The organism is Acinetobacter soli, assembly GCF_000760595.1.
GTDB lineage: Bacteria > Pseudomonadota > Gammaproteobacteria > Pseudomonadales > Moraxellaceae > Acinetobacter > Acinetobacter soli.
The window spans coordinates 15,466-31,247 of sequence record NZ_BBNM01000003.1; the positions used below are offsets into that span (position 1 = coordinate 15,466).

Annotated in this window: 14 protein-coding genes; 1 reads left to right on the forward strand and 13 read right to left on the reverse strand. The window is 44.2% G+C overall.

The genetic code is table 11. The features are described 5' to 3' along the window. Positions 1-6: 6 nt before the first annotated feature. The 12 genes from pstA to paaA all read right to left on the reverse strand — a co-directional run bounded on the left by pstA (position 7) and on the right by paaA (position 11,901). Entirely contained in the window at positions 7-1,404 is a 1,398-nt protein-coding gene (gene pstA / locus Aso01_RS04560; RefSeq protein ID WP_004936478.1) for a phosphate ABC transporter permease PstA, read from the reverse strand. After that, positions 1,401-2,780 carry a phosphate ABC transporter permease subunit PstC gene (gene pstC / locus Aso01_RS04565; RefSeq protein ID WP_004936476.1) on the reverse strand — a complete coding sequence of 460 codons (1,380 nt, stop codon included), beginning with the start codon at positions 2,778-2,780 and terminating at the stop codon, positions 1,401-1,403. Before pstC ends, pstA begins: the two co-directional genes overlap by 4 nt. 103 nt (positions 2,781-2,883) lie before the next feature. Continuing rightward, positions 2,884-3,915 (reverse strand): substrate-binding domain-containing protein, encoded by a 1,032-nt coding sequence (locus Aso01_RS04570; protein ID WP_004936473.1) that lies wholly within the window; start codon positions 3,913-3,915, stop codon positions 2,884-2,886. Between the two features lie 272 nt (positions 3,916-4,187). Then, the gene (locus Aso01_RS04575) at positions 4,188-4,802 is read right to left on the reverse strand and encodes a gamma carbonic anhydrase family protein (RefSeq protein ID WP_004936470.1); all 615 of its coding nucleotides are present in this window, start codon (positions 4,800-4,802) and stop codon (positions 4,188-4,190) included. Positions 4,803-4,836: 34 nt separating this feature from the next. Then, on the reverse strand, positions 4,837-5,784 hold the full coding sequence (paaX, locus tag Aso01_RS04580) for a phenylacetic acid degradation operon negative regulatory protein PaaX (RefSeq protein ID WP_004936468.1): 948 nt from the start codon (positions 5,782-5,784) through the stop codon (positions 4,837-4,839). Positions 5,785-5,848: 64 nt separating this feature from the next. Next, entirely contained in the window at positions 5,849-7,141 is a 1,293-nt protein-coding gene (gene paaK, locus Aso01_RS04585; protein WP_004936465.1) for a phenylacetate--CoA ligase PaaK, read from the reverse strand. Between the two features lie 219 nt (positions 7,142-7,360). Next, entirely contained in the window at positions 7,361-8,152 is a 792-nt protein-coding gene (paaG, locus tag Aso01_RS04590) for a 2-(1,2-epoxy-1,2-dihydrophenyl)acetyl-CoA isomerase PaaG (protein WP_004936463.1), read from the reverse strand. 83 nt (positions 8,153-8,235) lie between these two features. Continuing rightward, complete coding sequence (locus Aso01_RS04595; RefSeq protein ID WP_004936460.1) at positions 8,236-9,294, reverse strand: 2Fe-2S iron-sulfur cluster-binding protein; 1,059 nt, start codon at positions 9,292-9,294, stop codon at positions 8,236-8,238. 50 nt (positions 9,295-9,344) lie between these two features. Next, entirely contained in the window at positions 9,345-9,845 is a 501-nt protein-coding gene (gene paaD, locus Aso01_RS04600) for a 1,2-phenylacetyl-CoA epoxidase subunit PaaD (protein ID WP_004936456.1), read from the reverse strand. 25 nt (positions 9,846-9,870) lie between these two features. Further along, positions 9,871-10,626, reverse strand: a complete 756-nt coding sequence (gene paaC / locus Aso01_RS04605) for a 1,2-phenylacetyl-CoA epoxidase subunit PaaC (RefSeq protein WP_004936452.1) — start codon at positions 10,624-10,626, stop codon at positions 9,871-9,873. 14 nt (positions 10,627-10,640) lie between these two features. Then, positions 10,641-10,931 carry a 1,2-phenylacetyl-CoA epoxidase subunit PaaB gene (gene paaB, locus Aso01_RS04610; RefSeq protein WP_004936450.1) on the reverse strand — a complete coding sequence of 97 codons (291 nt, stop codon included), beginning with the start codon at positions 10,929-10,931 and terminating at the stop codon, positions 10,641-10,643. A 40-nt stretch (positions 10,932-10,971) separates the two neighbouring features. Further along, complete coding sequence (paaA, locus tag Aso01_RS04615) at positions 10,972-11,901, reverse strand: 1,2-phenylacetyl-CoA epoxidase subunit PaaA (protein WP_004936448.1); 930 nt, start codon at positions 11,899-11,901, stop codon at positions 10,972-10,974. Positions 11,902-12,150: 249 nt separating this feature from the next. Between paaA and paaZ the strand changes: the two genes are divergently transcribed. Beyond that, complete coding sequence (gene paaZ, locus Aso01_RS04620; protein ID WP_004936447.1) at positions 12,151-14,253, forward strand: phenylacetic acid degradation bifunctional protein PaaZ; 2,103 nt, start codon at positions 12,151-12,153, stop codon at positions 14,251-14,253. Between the two features lie 94 nt (positions 14,254-14,347). Here the strand turns inward: paaZ and Aso01_RS04625 are convergent, their stop codons facing one another. Then, positions 14,348-15,730 (reverse strand): amino acid permease, encoded by a 1,383-nt coding sequence (locus tag Aso01_RS04625; RefSeq protein ID WP_004936444.1) that lies wholly within the window; start codon positions 15,728-15,730, stop codon positions 14,348-14,350. Between the last annotated feature and the right edge of the window lie 52 nt (positions 15,731-15,782).

Below are 15,782 nucleotides of genomic sequence, written 5' to 3' on the forward strand. Positions count from 1 at the left end.
CCTCAATTACCAACGCACTTCAAACTTTTTACGTAACCAAATGGCAAGGCTGTTTAAGCCAATCATCATCACCAGCAACACAATAATCGCAGCGGCGGTTCGGCCTTCGAAGAAATTGCGCAGCTCGTTGCCCTGCCACAAGAAAATCTGGACTGGAAGCGCAGTAGATTGATCCAGTGGAGAAGTCGGTACACTCGCAACGAAAGCACTCATCCCGATCAATAACAGTGGTGCTGTTTCACCTAAAGCCTGTGCCACACCAATGATGGCACCGGTTAAAATACCAGGAAGCGCCAATGGTAAAACATGATGAAAAACGGTTTGTACTTTTGATGCACCTAGACCAAGTGCAGCCTGACGAATCGAAGGCGGTACCGCTTTTAAAGATGCACGCGTGGTAATAATCACTGTCGGCAAAGTCATTAAACTCAGTACCAAGCCCCCAACCAGCGGCGCAGAAAGTGGTAGATGCATCCAGTTAATAAAGATGGCAGCCCCGAGCAAACCAAATACGATTGAAGGTACCGCCGCTAAGTTATTGATATTGACTTCGATGGTGTCAGTTAAGATATTTTGTTTAGCAAACTCTTCCAGATAAATCGCACTGGCCACACCAATCGGGATAGAGATAAAAATCACGATCAGCATCATGAACAACGAGCCCATGAATGCACCAGCTAAACCACTCGTTGCAGGAGAGCTACGCGAGTCTGGGTTGGTAAACAAACTGGTATTAAAGGTATGTGACAAAATGCCTTTTGCTTCAAGCTGATCGGCCAGCTGTCGAACTTCCGGGCTGAGCTGTTGTTGATCGTCTGGTAAAGAACGGTCAATTTTACCTGTCAGCCAGACATCAATGTTGGCATCGGCCAAGAACTTGATCTCTTCGCGCTTACCCACTAATGACGGATCTTGAAATACCATATCGCGTAAACGATAGGCTTCCGAACTGGTATATAAACTGGTGAGATCATCACGTTTGGCAGCCAAAGCTGGATCTTTAGCAATCATGCCGTTTACGATGAGTGCATCCCAATCGACCATGCCCATTTTGGTTTGCCAATCGATATAGCGTTCCTGAAAGTGCGCTGGGGTCTCACCTGCTGCTTGAGTAGGCTTAGGGCCAGCATTGATAATCGTCGGGTCGAAATAAACAGGAACAGTCACGCTGGTTTGCCAAAATGCAGGTAAGCCTTTGGCCAAAATACTGCCGAATAATAAAGCAACAAACAGCAAACCAATGACCACTGCGGATAAGCCGAATATACGAAACGACTTTTCTTTGCGATGACGTTTTGCCAGCGACTTTTGAATTTTACTTTTGCGCTTCGCACGTAATTCGGCGGCAACTTGTGGATCAAATGCATTCTGATCCACTGGTGTAGATGTATTGGATAGACTCATTCGTATTGCTCACGATATTTACGCACGATGTAGAGTGCAATAATGTTGAGACCAAGCGTGATCACAAAAAGGGTTAAACCAAGGGCAAAAGCCACCAAAGCCTGTGGACTTGCAAAGTCGGTATCACCAGTGAGCTGATTCACAATCGTCACCGTAACGGTCGATACAGCTTCAAGCGGATTGATATGCAATAGCGGGCTGTTACCTGCGGCCAATACCACAATCATGGTTTCACCAATCGCACGAGATGCCGCGAGCAAAAATGCACCAATAATACCGGGTAGTGCAGCTGGCAAGACCACCTGACGGATGGTTTCCGATTTGGTTGCACCCAAACCTAAAGAGCCATCACGAAGTGCGCGAGGAACTTGGGTAATAATGTCATCTGAAAGTGAAGAAACAAACGGAATGATCATGATACCCATAACGAAACCGGCTGTAAGTGCGCTGGTTGCGGTGATATTAAGACCAATCATTTCACCTGCTTCTTTAAAGAACGGCCCAATCACCATCAGTGCAAACACACCATATACAATGGTGGGAATACCAGCCAGAATCTCGATGGTTGGTTTTGCCCATGAGCGCAGCGTTGAAGATGCATACTCAGATAAGTAAATCGCAATCATCAGGCCTAGCGGAACAGACACCAATAGTGCAATACCACTCACCATGAGGGTGCCCCAGAGTAAAGGCAACAGGCCATAACTCCCTTCGGCATTCCCTGATGTGCTAAAGCCCGGATTCCATTCGGTACCAAAGAAGAAATCAAAGGGACTAACAAAACTGAAAAAGCGCAATGCCTCACTAAACATCGACATCACAATGCCCAAAGTGGTTAAAATCGCCACACCTGAACACAGCGCCAAGGTAATGTTAATCACACGCTCGACTTTGTTTCGCGCACGGTAGCTTTGACCGATGCGTTTCTTGGCAAAAAGAAGGCCTGCAATAGCAGCACACAACACCACAGCCAGCTTGGCATAAGAGCCAATGGTCTGGAATTTTGCCAGTTGCTGCGCTGCAGCAAGCTCATATGCGGCAGGCTGATCGGTTACTCCAAAACCTGATGCAATGGCTTTTACACGATTGAGCAGCACTTCAACACTGGCTTGATCTATACCTGCATAAATGGAAGCAGGCACCTGATTGAGTACAATTTGTTTTAAAAAATGCGGTTCAGCAATATTCCAAACAATTAAAATTAAAAACGCAGGGATACCACACCATAACGCCACCAACGCACCGTAATAACCCGGGCGTGAGTGCAATAACGCGGAATTATTTCCCTTACCTGCTAGGCTACGGCTTTTAGATAACCCGATTTGATAAGCTATAGCAATCAAAGCCAATAGCACGCCAATCAATAGCAGATTCATGTAATCTCCACCGTTTTTTCAATTTTGATTCTTTGAAAAAACTTTGCTAGAAAAAAGCTGATGGTGTTGTTGAATCACCATCAGCTTTCCAATGTTAAACAAATTACTTAACTGATTTACCCGCTTTAAAGTCTGCCAAGACTTTTGCCCGCTCTGAATCAGACATTGAAATCAAACCCGCTTTCTCAAGTTTAGAACCTTTACCCGAGGTTTTCTTGTTGATAAAGAACTCAACGTATTGTGGTAAACCTTTGATTGATTTTAAGTGTTCACCTTTTACATAGAAGAACAACGGACGAGAAACTGGGTAGCTGCCATTCAAAATGGTCTTTTCAGATGGTGCCACGTTATTTACAGTTGCAACACGTAGCTTGTCACGATTTTGATCGTAGAAACCTAAACCAAATACACCCACCGCACTTGGTGATGTTTTAAGGCGCGCAAGTGTTTCTGTGTAGTCGCCTGAAATTTCGATCACACGCCCGTCTTTACGGAATGCCGAACATGCTTTCTTCTGGTCGTCTTTATCTAACTTTTTGAAATATTCGTATGATTCACAGCCTGCTTCAACCATTTTTTCTTGGAACACTTCACGTGTACCGTGGTTAGACGCTGGAATGACTAAAGTAATCGGTTCGTTTGGAAGCGATTTGTCAATTTGATTCCAACGTGTATACGGGTTTGGAACCAACTGACCATTCGACGGGAGTTTTTCTGCCAATGCAGCGAAAACAAAAGCTGGTTTCAGTTTGTAAGCTGGTTTAGATGAATTCGATGCAAACACGATACCGTCGTAACCAATTTTGATTTCTTGGACTTGATTTACGCCAGATTTTTTACATGCTGCCAACTCAGTATCTTTAATTTTACGAGATGCATTTGCGATATCAATGGTGTTGTCGCCCACGCCTTGACAAAACTGCTTTAAGCCGCCTGAAGTACCGCCTGAGCCTACTACAGGCGTTTTAAATTGAGGGAATGTATTACCAAATTCTTCTGCCACAATACTTGCATATGGCAATACGGTAGAAGATCCTGCAATCTGAATCGTGTCGCGGGCTGCATTTGCAGCTGTCGCTAAAGTTGCCCCAGATACTGCTAATGCGATGGCGATGTGACGTGGATTTAAGCGCATTCTGTTTTCTCTCATTTGTGCAATTTAATGACAACGCTTTCTTTATTTAAGTGTTGTACTTTGGTTAACTGCATTCTGAGCAGATAATATGACAATTAAGTGACAACTTTATGACGCTTTTATGATGATAAATTTTTATTGTCATTTTTTTCAATCAAACAGAATCTGCGCTTAATTTATTGCTAATGTAAAAATATTTTTAAAATCAAGGATTCGCTCAGAACACCTTCAAATGGCTGAATTTCACTCAACTCAGAACTCTCGATTAGAGATCAAGGCTGCCTAGTCAAATATTCATGTTTTGTGACATGTTGCGAAAAAAAATCGCGATAATCGCGTCGATGTGAATGTATTTGTGCGTGCGGCTGCACTTCCTGCATGCTGTGTAAGCAGCGCTGTGCTAACTCGATGTAAGTTTGTGTTCCCTGCTGTTTCCAGTTTTTTTCTGCCTCAGTTAATTCTCGAATGACCTTGGCTGGGCTACCTACCAGCATCACATTCGCAGGTACTTGCATCTTTGCCTTTACCAAACTGTGTGCGCCAACAATTGTATTTTCCCCAATAACAGCCCCGTCAAGAATGACGCTGTGCATACCAATTAAAACATTATGGTGCAATGTACAACCATGTAATATCGCACCATGACCCACATGCGCGCGCTCTGCAACTTGGGTAATACTGTTTGGAAAACCATGAATCACGCACGCATCTTGGATGTTGGCATTGGCCTGTACATGAATGCGACCAAAGTCGGCACGCAGTGAAGCAAGCGGCCCAACATACACGCCGTCTTCAATAATCACATCCCCAATCAATACCGCAGTAGGATGCACATAGGCATGCGGACTAATCACAGGAATTACACCATCAATTGAATAACACGGCATCACTTTGCTCCATTACCTGAAACAGCCATTACACTTAGGCAACAGGCTCATTTTTTTCCAGAACCAGTCCACCAAAGCGCTTATAAAACTGCGGATGCGCTGACGGCATCGCCCCTTCTGATGTGCGTGCAGTATGCAAAAAGAAGCTTTCTGCCTCATGAAACACGAGTTGGTATAAGTTGCCAGTCAGGTTACGTGCATTGAGTGATAGCCAGTGAGACGGCAGTAGCTCAAATGGTAAATTTGGATCTTTCAGTAAAATACGGCGATATTGGTGAATCAATAAAATACGGATTTGAAACGCCTGCAATGGATCTAATGCATCTTCATTTTCAATGATACCGAGTAGCTCACGAAAATCACCAATAAACTTTCCATAGCGCTGATGTAACTCCTGAACTGGCCAATTACTTTCGACCATACGTTTTACAGTTTGGTTCGATTCTTGCCACAATTTAAGTGTTTGCGCTTTAAAAATGACCACCTGATCGGTCATGCTCAAATTCATGAGTAAACTTTGCAGTTTTAAATGATCACACCCTGGATAAGCCATCAGATTTGTCGCAATATTGGCAAAACCCAACCACTCCAGCTCTTTTTTTAGTTGAATTTTATTTTCAATTTCTACCGAACTGAGCAGAACCAAATCCCATTGCTGATCCCATTCATGGTGGCTCAGGCTATAAATTTTTTGGTCTGCATTGATAAAGCGCTGACGGCTACTTTCAGTAATTCGATAATAGCTGGTACGACCAACTTTCTCGGAAACCAGCCAACCATTTTTGACCAGACGAAATACGGCGGTACGAACAGAACGTTCATTTACGCCCAAGGTTTCAATGAGCTGTATCAAACTGGCCAGACTGATCATTCCTCCACGGTGAAAAATACAATCACCAAAAATAGTCATGATCAGTGAGGTGACACTTAAAGCTTCTTTCTGAACGAATTCATCGATAATTTGTTTTAATTTCTGATTCATTTCGTTTGCTTACACCTTGTTTAGAAAAAAATGATCCATCCCGTGACGGATCATTTTGATTGAATTACGCCGATTTTCGGGTATCGAACACACGCTGAGCCTTGCCTTCGGAGCGAGGTAAACTTCCCTCACATAAAATCTCGACTTTTACTGAAATTCCCACCATGGTTTTGATCCGGTTTTGCAATTGTACGCACAGTTGGGGCGCCAACGCGTCACTAAGCTCACTTCGCATTTCAGCACGAATATGCAAGGTATCCAAGTGACCATGTTTACAAATCTGGATCTGATAATTTGGCACCAATTGCGGAATATGTAAAATCTGTTCCTCAATTTGTGATGGAAACACATTTACACCACGAATAATCATCATATCGTCACTGCGCCCAATAATTTTATCCATTCGGCGCATTGTGCGTGCTGTACCGGGTAAAAGACGGGTCAAATCACGCGTACGGTAACGAATCACCGGCATTCCCTCTTTGGTAATCGTGGTAAAGACCAGCTCACCTAATTCGCCATCTGGCAAAACCTCACCTGTTTCTGGATGTATAATTTCCGGATAAAAATGATCTTCCCAAATGGTTGGTCCATCTTTACTTTCCAGACATTCCATTGCCACACCAGGACCCATCACCTCAGACAATCCGTAGATATCGAGTGCATCAATACCCAAGCGCTGTTCGATTTCATGGCGCATTTCATTGGTCCACGGCTCTGCTCCAAATATGCCCGTCTTGATTGAGCACGCTCTGGCATTGCCCATTTGCTTTTCAAGCCCTTCAATAATATTCAGGCAATAAGATGGCGTCACCATAAGTGCAGTTGGCTTAAAATCTTGAATCAATTGTACCTGACGTTCGGTTTGACCTCCCGACATCGGGATGACGGTAGCGCCTAAACGCTCAGCACCATAATGAGCACCTAGCCCACCTGTAAACAGGCCATAGCCGTAGGAAACCTGTATCACATCCTTTGCAGTCAATCCGGCAGCGCGCAAAGAACGTGCCACGACATCTGCCCATAAATGAATATCTTGCTGGGTGTAACCAACCACAGTGGGTTGCCCCGTTGTACCTGAAGAGGCATGCACACGCACAATTTGTTCTTGTGGCACCGCAAACATTCCAAACGGATAATTGTCACGCAGATCTTTTTTTGTAGTAAATGGAAATTTTGCCAAATCTTCCAGTTGTTTAAAATCGTCGGGATGTACGCCTGCTTCATCAAACTTTTTTTGGTACGCTGGACTGTTTTGGTAGGCGTGACGCAATGTTTTTTGCATACGCTCAAACTGTACACTGCGCAATTCATCGATTGAGGCTGTTTCAATCGCATCTAATGCATTCTTATTCACCGTCTGGCTCCTCAGTCATCCTGACTGCTATTTATCTCGATCATGCGAGTTGTTGTGATCAATTCAATCGTCATTGGTATTAGGTTATAGCCAAAAAATATAAGCACAAACCGAAACTCGTACATTTTGATTCAGACCATTTCATCGTTATGGAATGTCATTTGGGCTACAGTATCGTGTTTTTCATTCATTGTTGCATGTGCAAAGCTTTACAATTTACTAGCAGCCAGAATACTGCGGCACACGTTTTTGCATAAACGCCTGCACGCCCTCGCGGTAATCATTTGAGCGACCTGCAAGGCGTTGATAATCACGCTCCAAAAGTAGCTGTGTTTCAAGTGGGTTATGCGCCGAGGCATGGATTGCTTTTTTAATCAGCGACAAACCATACGTCGGTTGCTTGGCCAAATGCTCAGCCAGATCTGTGGTGGTCTGCTGTAATTGATCATCGGGTACGACCTGCCAGATCATGCCGAGTTCAAGCGCACGTTGTGCCGTCACTTTATCGCCCAGCATTGCCAGTCCCATGGCTTGTGCTCGACCAACCAAACGAGGTAAAAACCATGTGCCACCTGAATCTGGTACCAGTCCCAAGCGACAAAATGCTTGTATAAAGGTGGCAGATTCAGCCGCAACCACAATATCACATGCCAACGCGATATTGGCACCTGCACCCGCAGCCACACCATTTACCGCACAAATCACTGGTTTTGGCATTTCGGTAATGCACTGAATCAGCGGGTTGTAATATTTTTCAATCGATAAACCTAGATCGGGCGCATCGGCATCTGGATCGACCACGCGATCATTGAGGTCTTGTCCGGCACAAAATCCTCGGCCAGATCCTGTGATTACCACGGCGCGAATCTGAGGATTAGTGGTCCATTGCTGCATCACTTTTGATACTTCATGATGCATGATTTCGTTAAAGCTGTTGAGTTGCTGTGGTCGGTTTAAGGTGAGATAACCCACCGCATTGTGTTCTTGCACAATTATGGTTTGAAATTCCATTTTACTCTCCAATTTTCTGATTCTTGTTTCATCCGGTCTTTTATTCAGGGCATCAGGCATGCTTTTAAGCAAACCTAAGCGATTTATTCATCAAAACTCATTCTGACATTTGCGCTGATTGGCCGTGCCTGACAGCTCAATACATACCCTTTTGCAATTTCCTCTGGTTCCAGACTGTAGTTAAGTGTCATTTCCACCTCACCGCTGAGCACCTTGCATTTGCAGGTTGCACATACGCCGCCTTTGCACGCATAAGGCAAATCGGCTCCAGCACGCAAAGCTGCATCTAAAATACTGTCATCTTCTTTGCTCACCTCAATCATTAGCTCACGACCATCTAATATAATATTGACGCTTTCTTCGCTGCGCTGTTCGATCTGCTCACGAGACAAAGACGCGGATGTGCCCGTATTAAAGCGTTCAGTATGAATTTTTTCTGACGCGATACCCAGTTGAGGCAAATAGGTCTCAATCGAATCGAGCATAGTTTCAGGGCCACAGGCAAAACAGTGATCGGCATCGCGTGGAATCAATCCGGCAGTGGCCAATTGCTGTAGCTTAACAGCATCGATACGACCATTAAAAATCTCGCTGTCATTGAACTCTCTTGAGAATACATTGATCAGTTGCATACGACCTTTAAATGCATCTTTCAAATCCATAATTTGCTCTGAAAACATGGTCTGTTTCCAAGATCGATTGCCATAAATCAAGGTGACAAACGCATCAGGTTGATGCTTCAACACCGATTTGATAATAGATAAAATTGGTGTGATTCCACTACCAGCCGCGATGCATAAAAAGTGACGACCACCCGCTTTTGCGGCTTTTTGAAAAAAAATGCCTTGTGGTGGCATTACATCGAGTATGTCCCCCACATGCAAATGTTCATTGGCCCAAGTCGAGAATTGCCCCTGATCAATTTTTTTGATGGCAATACTCAAATCTTCATCATGATCACTGCAAATCGAATAACAACGGCGCAGTTCACCTTGCTCACTTTGATGGCGAATCGTTAAATGCTGGCCCGGCATATAATCAAATGCGTGCTTTTGATCATCTTGCAAATCAAAGGAAATACAAATCGATTGCTCGGTTGGATGCTGTATTGCTTTAATGGTGAGCGGAATAAACGGGTTCATATCAAAATTCCTTTTTAGCGTGACACTATTTTTTATTGTTTGTTTAAGCGTCAGATACATTTAAAGTAATCAAAAGGCTCAAGGCAGCTTTGACATTTGTATAACGCCTTGCATGCGGTTGAACCAAATTCACTGACTAATCTGGTGTGACGGCTGTGGCAATGTGGACACTCGATGCCATCTTGCAAAGCGACATGCGTGCCACACTGGTGAGCATCACCTTGTGGCGGTGCAATGCCGTAAGCTTTAAGCTTGCGCTTGCCTGTATCTGTCATCCAATCTGTCGTCCATGCTTGACTCAGATCGATCACCACCTGCGCCGGTAATAAACCCTGCTGCTCAAATGCCGATAATATCTCAGCCTTGAGTAAATCCGTTGCTGGGCAACCACTATAGGTTGGCGTGAGCTTAATGATAATCTCGTCTTGATTATTGATTTCAACGCCCCGGATCATGCCTAAATCGGTAATTGAAAGCACTGGAATCTCTGGATCTGAAATCTGCGACAATATGTCCCAGCAAGTATCGTTGAGTAATCGAATCTGTTTCACGTCATACCTCCTGTATATGGCTGTTTTACCACACCATATTTGGATAACTACGCTGCATATATTGCATTTCTGCCAGTACATAACCCAGATGCTCGGTATGCAAGCCCTGCTTGGCACCACGACGATACGCACCCAATTCAGGTATGTGTAAGCCCAAACGTGTAAACTCTTCGGTTACGCGTGTTTGCCAGATATGTTTTAGCGGTGCAAGATCTGGAATGATTTCTGCCTCGACCAGTGAATGTTCTTCTGGGGTCAGATCAAAAAGCTCATCGGTAAAGCGCCAAAGCTGTGCGAGTCCAAGTTGGATTTTCTCATGTGCAGTTGTTGTACCCAGACTCAAGCGCTCCATCCATGTGCTTGAAAAACGCAGATGATAATTCACCTCTTTGAGTGACTTGACTGCAAATGCTGCAAGCCCTTCATGCTTACTCTCACTTAAGGCACGAAAAAGCAGTGCATGATAATGATCCATCAACCATTGTCTGACGATGGTTTGCCCAAAATCGCCATTCGGTTGCTCGGTCAGCAATAAGTTGCGATACTCTCGCTCATGACGAAAATAAGCCAGACGGTCTTCATCGCGTCCTTGTCCTTCAATTTCTCCCGCCAGACTCAATACAGTACGTGCCTGACCCAATAAATCTAGACCAATATTGGCAAGTGCAATATCAAGCTCTAGTTCGGGTGCATGACCACACCACTCAGACAAGCGATGAGATAAAATTAAATGACTGTCGCCAATGTGCAGCAAAAACTGTGAAAATACTGAAGTGTTCATAAGTAGTCTCCGCATTACATGTGCTCAATACCATCGGGAATGGTATAGAAGGTCGGGTGACGGTAGACTTTGTCTTGCGACGGTTCAAAAAATTCTGGCTTCTCTTCAGGTTGAGATGAACGAATTAACTCAGACTTCACCACCCAAATACTCGTTCCTTCATTACGCCGCGTATAAACATCACGTGCATTTTGAAGTGCCACTTCGTCATCAGGTGCGCGTAAACTGCCAACATGCCGGTGACTTAAACCTTGTTTGCTGCGAATAAACACTTCATACAATGACCAGTTATTTTTATATTCCATGATTGTTATTCCTTGTTTTCCTATTGGTGCTTTCGCTCAGTTATGCAACTTTAGCAGTTTGTTTTTGTGCATAAACCGCTGCAGACTCTCGTACCCACTGGCCGTCTTCCCATGCTTTACGGCGTGCTGCTAGACGCTCCTGATTACAAGGTCCTTTTCCTGCGATCACTGCATTAAATTCATCCCAATTAATTTCGCCAAACTCATAATGCTGGGTGCTTTCATTCCACTTTACTTTCGGATCCGGAACAGTCAGACCAAGCTGATGAACCTGCGGTACGGTGTTATCGATAAATTTTTGTCGTAACTCGTCGTTACTAAAGAGTTTAATTTTCCAGAACATGCTCTGAGCACTATTGGGCGAGTTGTCGTCGCTTGGGCCAAACATCATCAAGGCTGGCCACCAGAAACGATTAACCGCATCTTGTGCCATTTGTTTTTGTTCTTCAGTACCATTTGCCAGTTGCATCATGGCTTCAAAGCCTTGGCGCTGATGAAAGCTTTCTTCTTTACAAATGCGAACCATGGCACGTGCATAAGGCCCGTAAGAGGTTCTACATAGCGCGACCTGATTGACAATTGCTGCACCATCGACAAGCCAGCCAATGGCTGCCACATCTGCCCAAGTCAGCGTCGGATAGTTAAAAATTGAAGAATACTTCATTTTCCCATCGATCAGCTTTTGCATCATGTCATCACGATCTGCACCGAGTGTTTCGGCCGCACTGTATAAGTAAAGCCCATGACCAGCTTCATCTTGAACTTTCGCCAGCAACACCGCTTTACGTTTGAGCGTGGGTGCCCGTGTGATCCAGTTCCCTTCTGGCAACATACCCACCACCTCAGAGTGACCATGTTGACCAATCTGACGAATCAAGGTTTTGCGATATGCATCGGGCATCCAGTCTTTGGGCTCAATAAAAGAGTCTTGTTTTATGCACTGATCAAACCGTTCCTGTTGCGTGCTCATGATTCACTTACTCGTCAAAAGTATCCATACACTTAAGTTAATTTGATACAAAATAAAAATCAATATCAATTTTTAGTATCATTTATTTTTTAATATGAAATTTGACCAAGGTTTTGTTTTATATTAATTTTATTTTTTAAATATTTTTACAACAGCGAATTTTAATTGACTTTTATATAGCTCTATTAGAAATTAAGTAACGCAATAATTAAAAAATGAATGAAAACGTATCATAAATGGAGTTTAACTATGTACCTAGTTGATTCAGACGCGCATGTTTCCACACATTCAGAGCCAAATGTATCGCTTGCGCCCGCATTAAGTTCATTGGTGTGTGGTGAATCCTACACCTCAGATACCAATACTCGCACAGTGCATCATGCCATTACCGGTGCTGCTATTTATCGGGTGAGTAGTGATGGTCTAAATGTTCAAGCTGTAGTGGATTATGCAAAACAACATGGTGCAGTACTTGCGAAATGGACATTTCATCAACGTGCGAATGCGCTTAAAAAGGTGGCGCAATATTTACTTGATCGTAAAGAACACTATTACACATTGGCACAAGCCACGGGATGTACCCGTAAAGATGCTTGGATTGATATCGAAGGCGGTATCGGTACACTTTTTGCGTATTCTAGCCTCGTTCGACGCGAGCTAAGCGATGCTACAACATTGGTCGAAGATGCGTGGATTCCACTATCAAAAAAAGGCAACTTTGGTGCTAAACATATTTTGCATCCCAAAGCTGGCGTTGCGCTACACATCAATGCGTTTAACTTTCCTATCTGGGGGATGTTAGAAAAAATTGCCCCAACGTTACTGGCAGGTGTACCTTGTATTGTGAAACCTGCCACAGAAGGTGCCGCTTTAACCCATGCGGTTGTACAGGATATCTTGGCGAGCGGATACTTGCCAGATGGTGCTTTACAACTCATTTGCGGGCAGATCCATGACTTACTTGATCATTTAAATGCTCAAGATACCGTTACATTTACGGGTTCTGCACAAACCGGGCAGCAGCTCAGAGCGCATCCACATTTAAATCGTCATTCAATTCCTTTTAGCATGGAAGCCGATTCAATCAATAGCGCCATCTTGACTGAAGATTGTAGTGAAGCCACTATTGCACTTTTTGTACAGCAAGTGGTCAATGAAATGACCAGTAAAGCAGGCCAGAAATGTACCGCCATTCGACGTGCTTTTGTACCTAAAGCCGTGCTAGAGACAGTTCAACAGCAGCTCATCGAGCAACTGAAAAAGGTTGTGGTTGGAGACCCTATTCGAGCAGAGGTTACCATGGGCGCTTTGGCCAGCAAAAAACAGCAGCAAGACGTTGCAGCTCGTGTTGAAGTATTGGCTCAAGAAGCGCAAATTGTGTTTGGAAGCCACTTGCGTAATGATTGTCTAATTCATGCCGAAGACGCCACATTAGGTGCCTTTTACCCACCAACACTACTGCTGTGTAATGATCCTGTTCAAGCCACATCCATACATGAAACAGAGGCCTTTGGCCCCGTATGTACCCTCATGCCGTACGATGATCTGGAGCAATTGGCAGTACTGGTTGCCAAAGGTGCAGGTAGCTTAGTCGCGTCAGTGATACGTGAAAGTCATCAAAATATTGAAGCGCTAATTGCAAAAATTGCGCCATGGCATGGCAGAATTCATATTTTAGATCAGGAAAGTGCTAAAGAAAGTACTGGTCATGGCTCTCCATTGCCTCAATTGGTACATGGCGGTCCGGGGCGTGCGGGTGGAGGTGAAGAACTGGGTGGCCTACGTGCGGTGAAACACTATATGCAACGTACAGCCATACAAGGATCGCCAAATGCACTCACCCAACTGGGGCAAAGCTGGACAGCAGGCGCCCACATTGTGGAAGATCGCGTTCATCCGTTTCGAAAAACATTTGATGAGCTAGAAATAGGTGAGCGTTTAAAAACTGCACGCCGTACCGTGACTGAAGCCGATATTGTCAATTTTGCTTGCTTAAGTGGCGATCATTTTTATGCGCATATGGATCAAATTGCAGCCAAAGACTCGTTGTTTGGTGAGCGCGTGGCACATGGCTACCTTATTGTCTCCGCTGCTGCAGGGTTATTTGTCGATGCAGCTCCCGGGCCAGTAATTGCCAATTACGGTATGGACAATTTACGCTTTGTTGAGCCTGTAAAAATTGGCGATACCATTCAGGTTGAGTTGACCTGTAAACAAAAAACTCCAAAAACACTCACCGACCCAACGCAAAAACCGCACGGTGTGGTGGTCTGGGACATTAAAGTAAAAAATCAACGCGAAGAGCTGGTGGCAACCTACGATATTTTAACGCTGGTTGAACGTGCAGCTTAAATAAAAGACTGGTCTGCAACACTGACGTGCAGATCAGCTGATGATATCCATGAAAAAAGAGTTCGAAAGCGAACTCTTTTTTTGTTTGCTATAGTTATGAATGTGTTTGAGCTTCAGCCGTCAAGATGTCTTTTTTACGGTATTTAAGCTGATACACCACTGCCAGCACGATCAACCAGATAGGGACCAGCATTACGGCAAGTCGCATATCCGGCGTGATACTCATAATGATCAGGATACCAAAAATAAAGGCAATCGTTAAATAGTTACTCCATGGACTCATGATGCTTTGAAACGTCGTTTGATGATGTCGTTGCTGCATCGCTTTTCGAAATTTCAGATGTGTCCAAGAAATCATGAGCCAGTTGACCACCAACGCTGCGACCACCAGCATCATCAAAAATTGAAAGGCTTTGCCTGGCATTAAGTAATTAATTAATACGCAAAGCGCTGTAATAGACGCTGAAACGCCAGCAGCATACACCGGAATACCACGACGATTCACTCGTTGTAGTACTCGTGGCGCATTACCTTGCATGGCCAAACCGTGCAGCATTCGACTGTTACAGTAAATACAACTGTTATATACCGAGATTGCAGCCACCAACACCACAAAATTTAAAACATTGGCGACACCGTGGCTGTTTAGCGACTGAAAAATCAAAACAAAAGGACTACCGCCTTGAGCCAACTGATTCCATGGAAATAAGCACAGCAAAACTCCGATCGCACCAATATAAAAAATCAGAATACGATACACAATCTGATTGACCGCTTTAGGAATAGTTTTGGATGGATTTTTGGTTTCCGCCGCCGTAATACCAATCAGCTCTAATCCACCAAAGGCAAACATGATAATGGCCAAGGACATGATAAAGCCTTGGATTCCATTTGGAAAAAAGCCACCAAATTGCCAGAGATTGGCCACGCTGGCCTGAGGTCCAGCATCACCTGATATCAATAGATATAAACCGAAGAAGATCATGCTTAAAATCGCAATAATCTTGATACAGGAAAATAAAAACTCAGATTCACCAAAAAAACGTACATTGATGAGGTTTATGGCATTAATGGCAATAAAGAAAAAAAGCGCTGTGATCCATGTGGGTAATTCGGGCAACCAAAACTGTACGAAGGTACCAATTGCACTCAGTTCGGCCATGCTGACCAACACGTATAGCACCCAGTAATTCCAGCCAGACATAAAACCGGCCATTGGGCCCCAGTATTTGTTAGCAAAATAGCTAAAAGACCCACTGACCGGTTCCTCGACAACCATTTCACCCAAGTGTCGCATAATCAGAAATGCAATGATGCCTGCAATTGCATAACCCAGTAAAACCGATGGCCCTGCCAACTTAATGGTTTGTGAAATACCTAAAAACAGCCCTGTCCCTACGGCTCCTCCTAGAGCAATTAACTGAATATGCCGATTCGATAATCCTTGTTTTAACTCGTTCGTTTGTTGTGCTTCCATTACTGTGCTCCATGGTTCAATTTGCACACTCCTGTGCGTTCCTTTGAATCTT

What these genes read in the sequence shown, in the direction of transcription:
- paaB (WP_004936450.1), bottom strand. Translation starts at nt 10,931, where the DNA reads ATGGAATATAAAAATAACTGGTCATTGTATGAAGTGTTTATTCGCAGC.
- pstC (WP_004936476.1), bottom strand. Translation starts at nt 2,780, where the DNA reads ATGAATCTGCTATTGATTGGCGTGCTATTGGCTTTGATTGCTATAGCT.
- paaC (WP_004936452.1), bottom strand. Translation starts at nt 10,626, where the DNA reads ATGAACACTTCAGTATTTTCACAGTTTTTGCTGCACATTGGCGACAGT.
- paaX (WP_004936468.1), bottom strand. Translation starts at nt 5,784, where the DNA reads ATGAATCAGAAATTAAAACAAATTATCGATGAATTCGTTCAGAAAGAA.
- pstA (WP_004936478.1), bottom strand. Translation starts at nt 1,404, where the DNA reads ATGAGTCTATCCAATACATCTACACCAGTGGATCAGAATGCATTTGAT.
- Aso01_RS04625 (WP_004936444.1), bottom strand. Translation starts at nt 15,730, where the DNA reads ATGGAAGCACAACAAACGAACGAGTTAAAACAAGGATTATCGAATCGG.
- paaA (WP_004936448.1), bottom strand. Translation starts at nt 11,901, where the DNA reads ATGAGCACGCAACAGGAACGGTTTGATCAGTGCATAAAACAAGACTCT.
- paaZ (WP_004936447.1), top strand. Translation starts at nt 12,151, where the DNA reads ATGTACCTAGTTGATTCAGACGCGCATGTTTCCACACATTCAGAGCCA.
- Aso01_RS04570 (WP_004936473.1), bottom strand. Translation starts at nt 3,915, where the DNA reads ATGCGCTTAAATCCACGTCACATCGCCATCGCATTAGCAGTATCTGGG.
- paaG (WP_004936463.1), bottom strand. Translation starts at nt 8,152, where the DNA reads ATGGAATTTCAAACCATAATTGTGCAAGAACACAATGCGGTGGGTTAT.
- Aso01_RS04595 (WP_004936460.1), bottom strand. Translation starts at nt 9,294, where the DNA reads ATGAACCCGTTTATTCCGCTCACCATTAAAGCAATACAGCATCCAACC.
- Aso01_RS04575 (WP_004936470.1), bottom strand. Translation starts at nt 4,802, where the DNA reads ATGCCGTGTTATTCAATTGATGGTGTAATTCCTGTGATTAGTCCGCAT.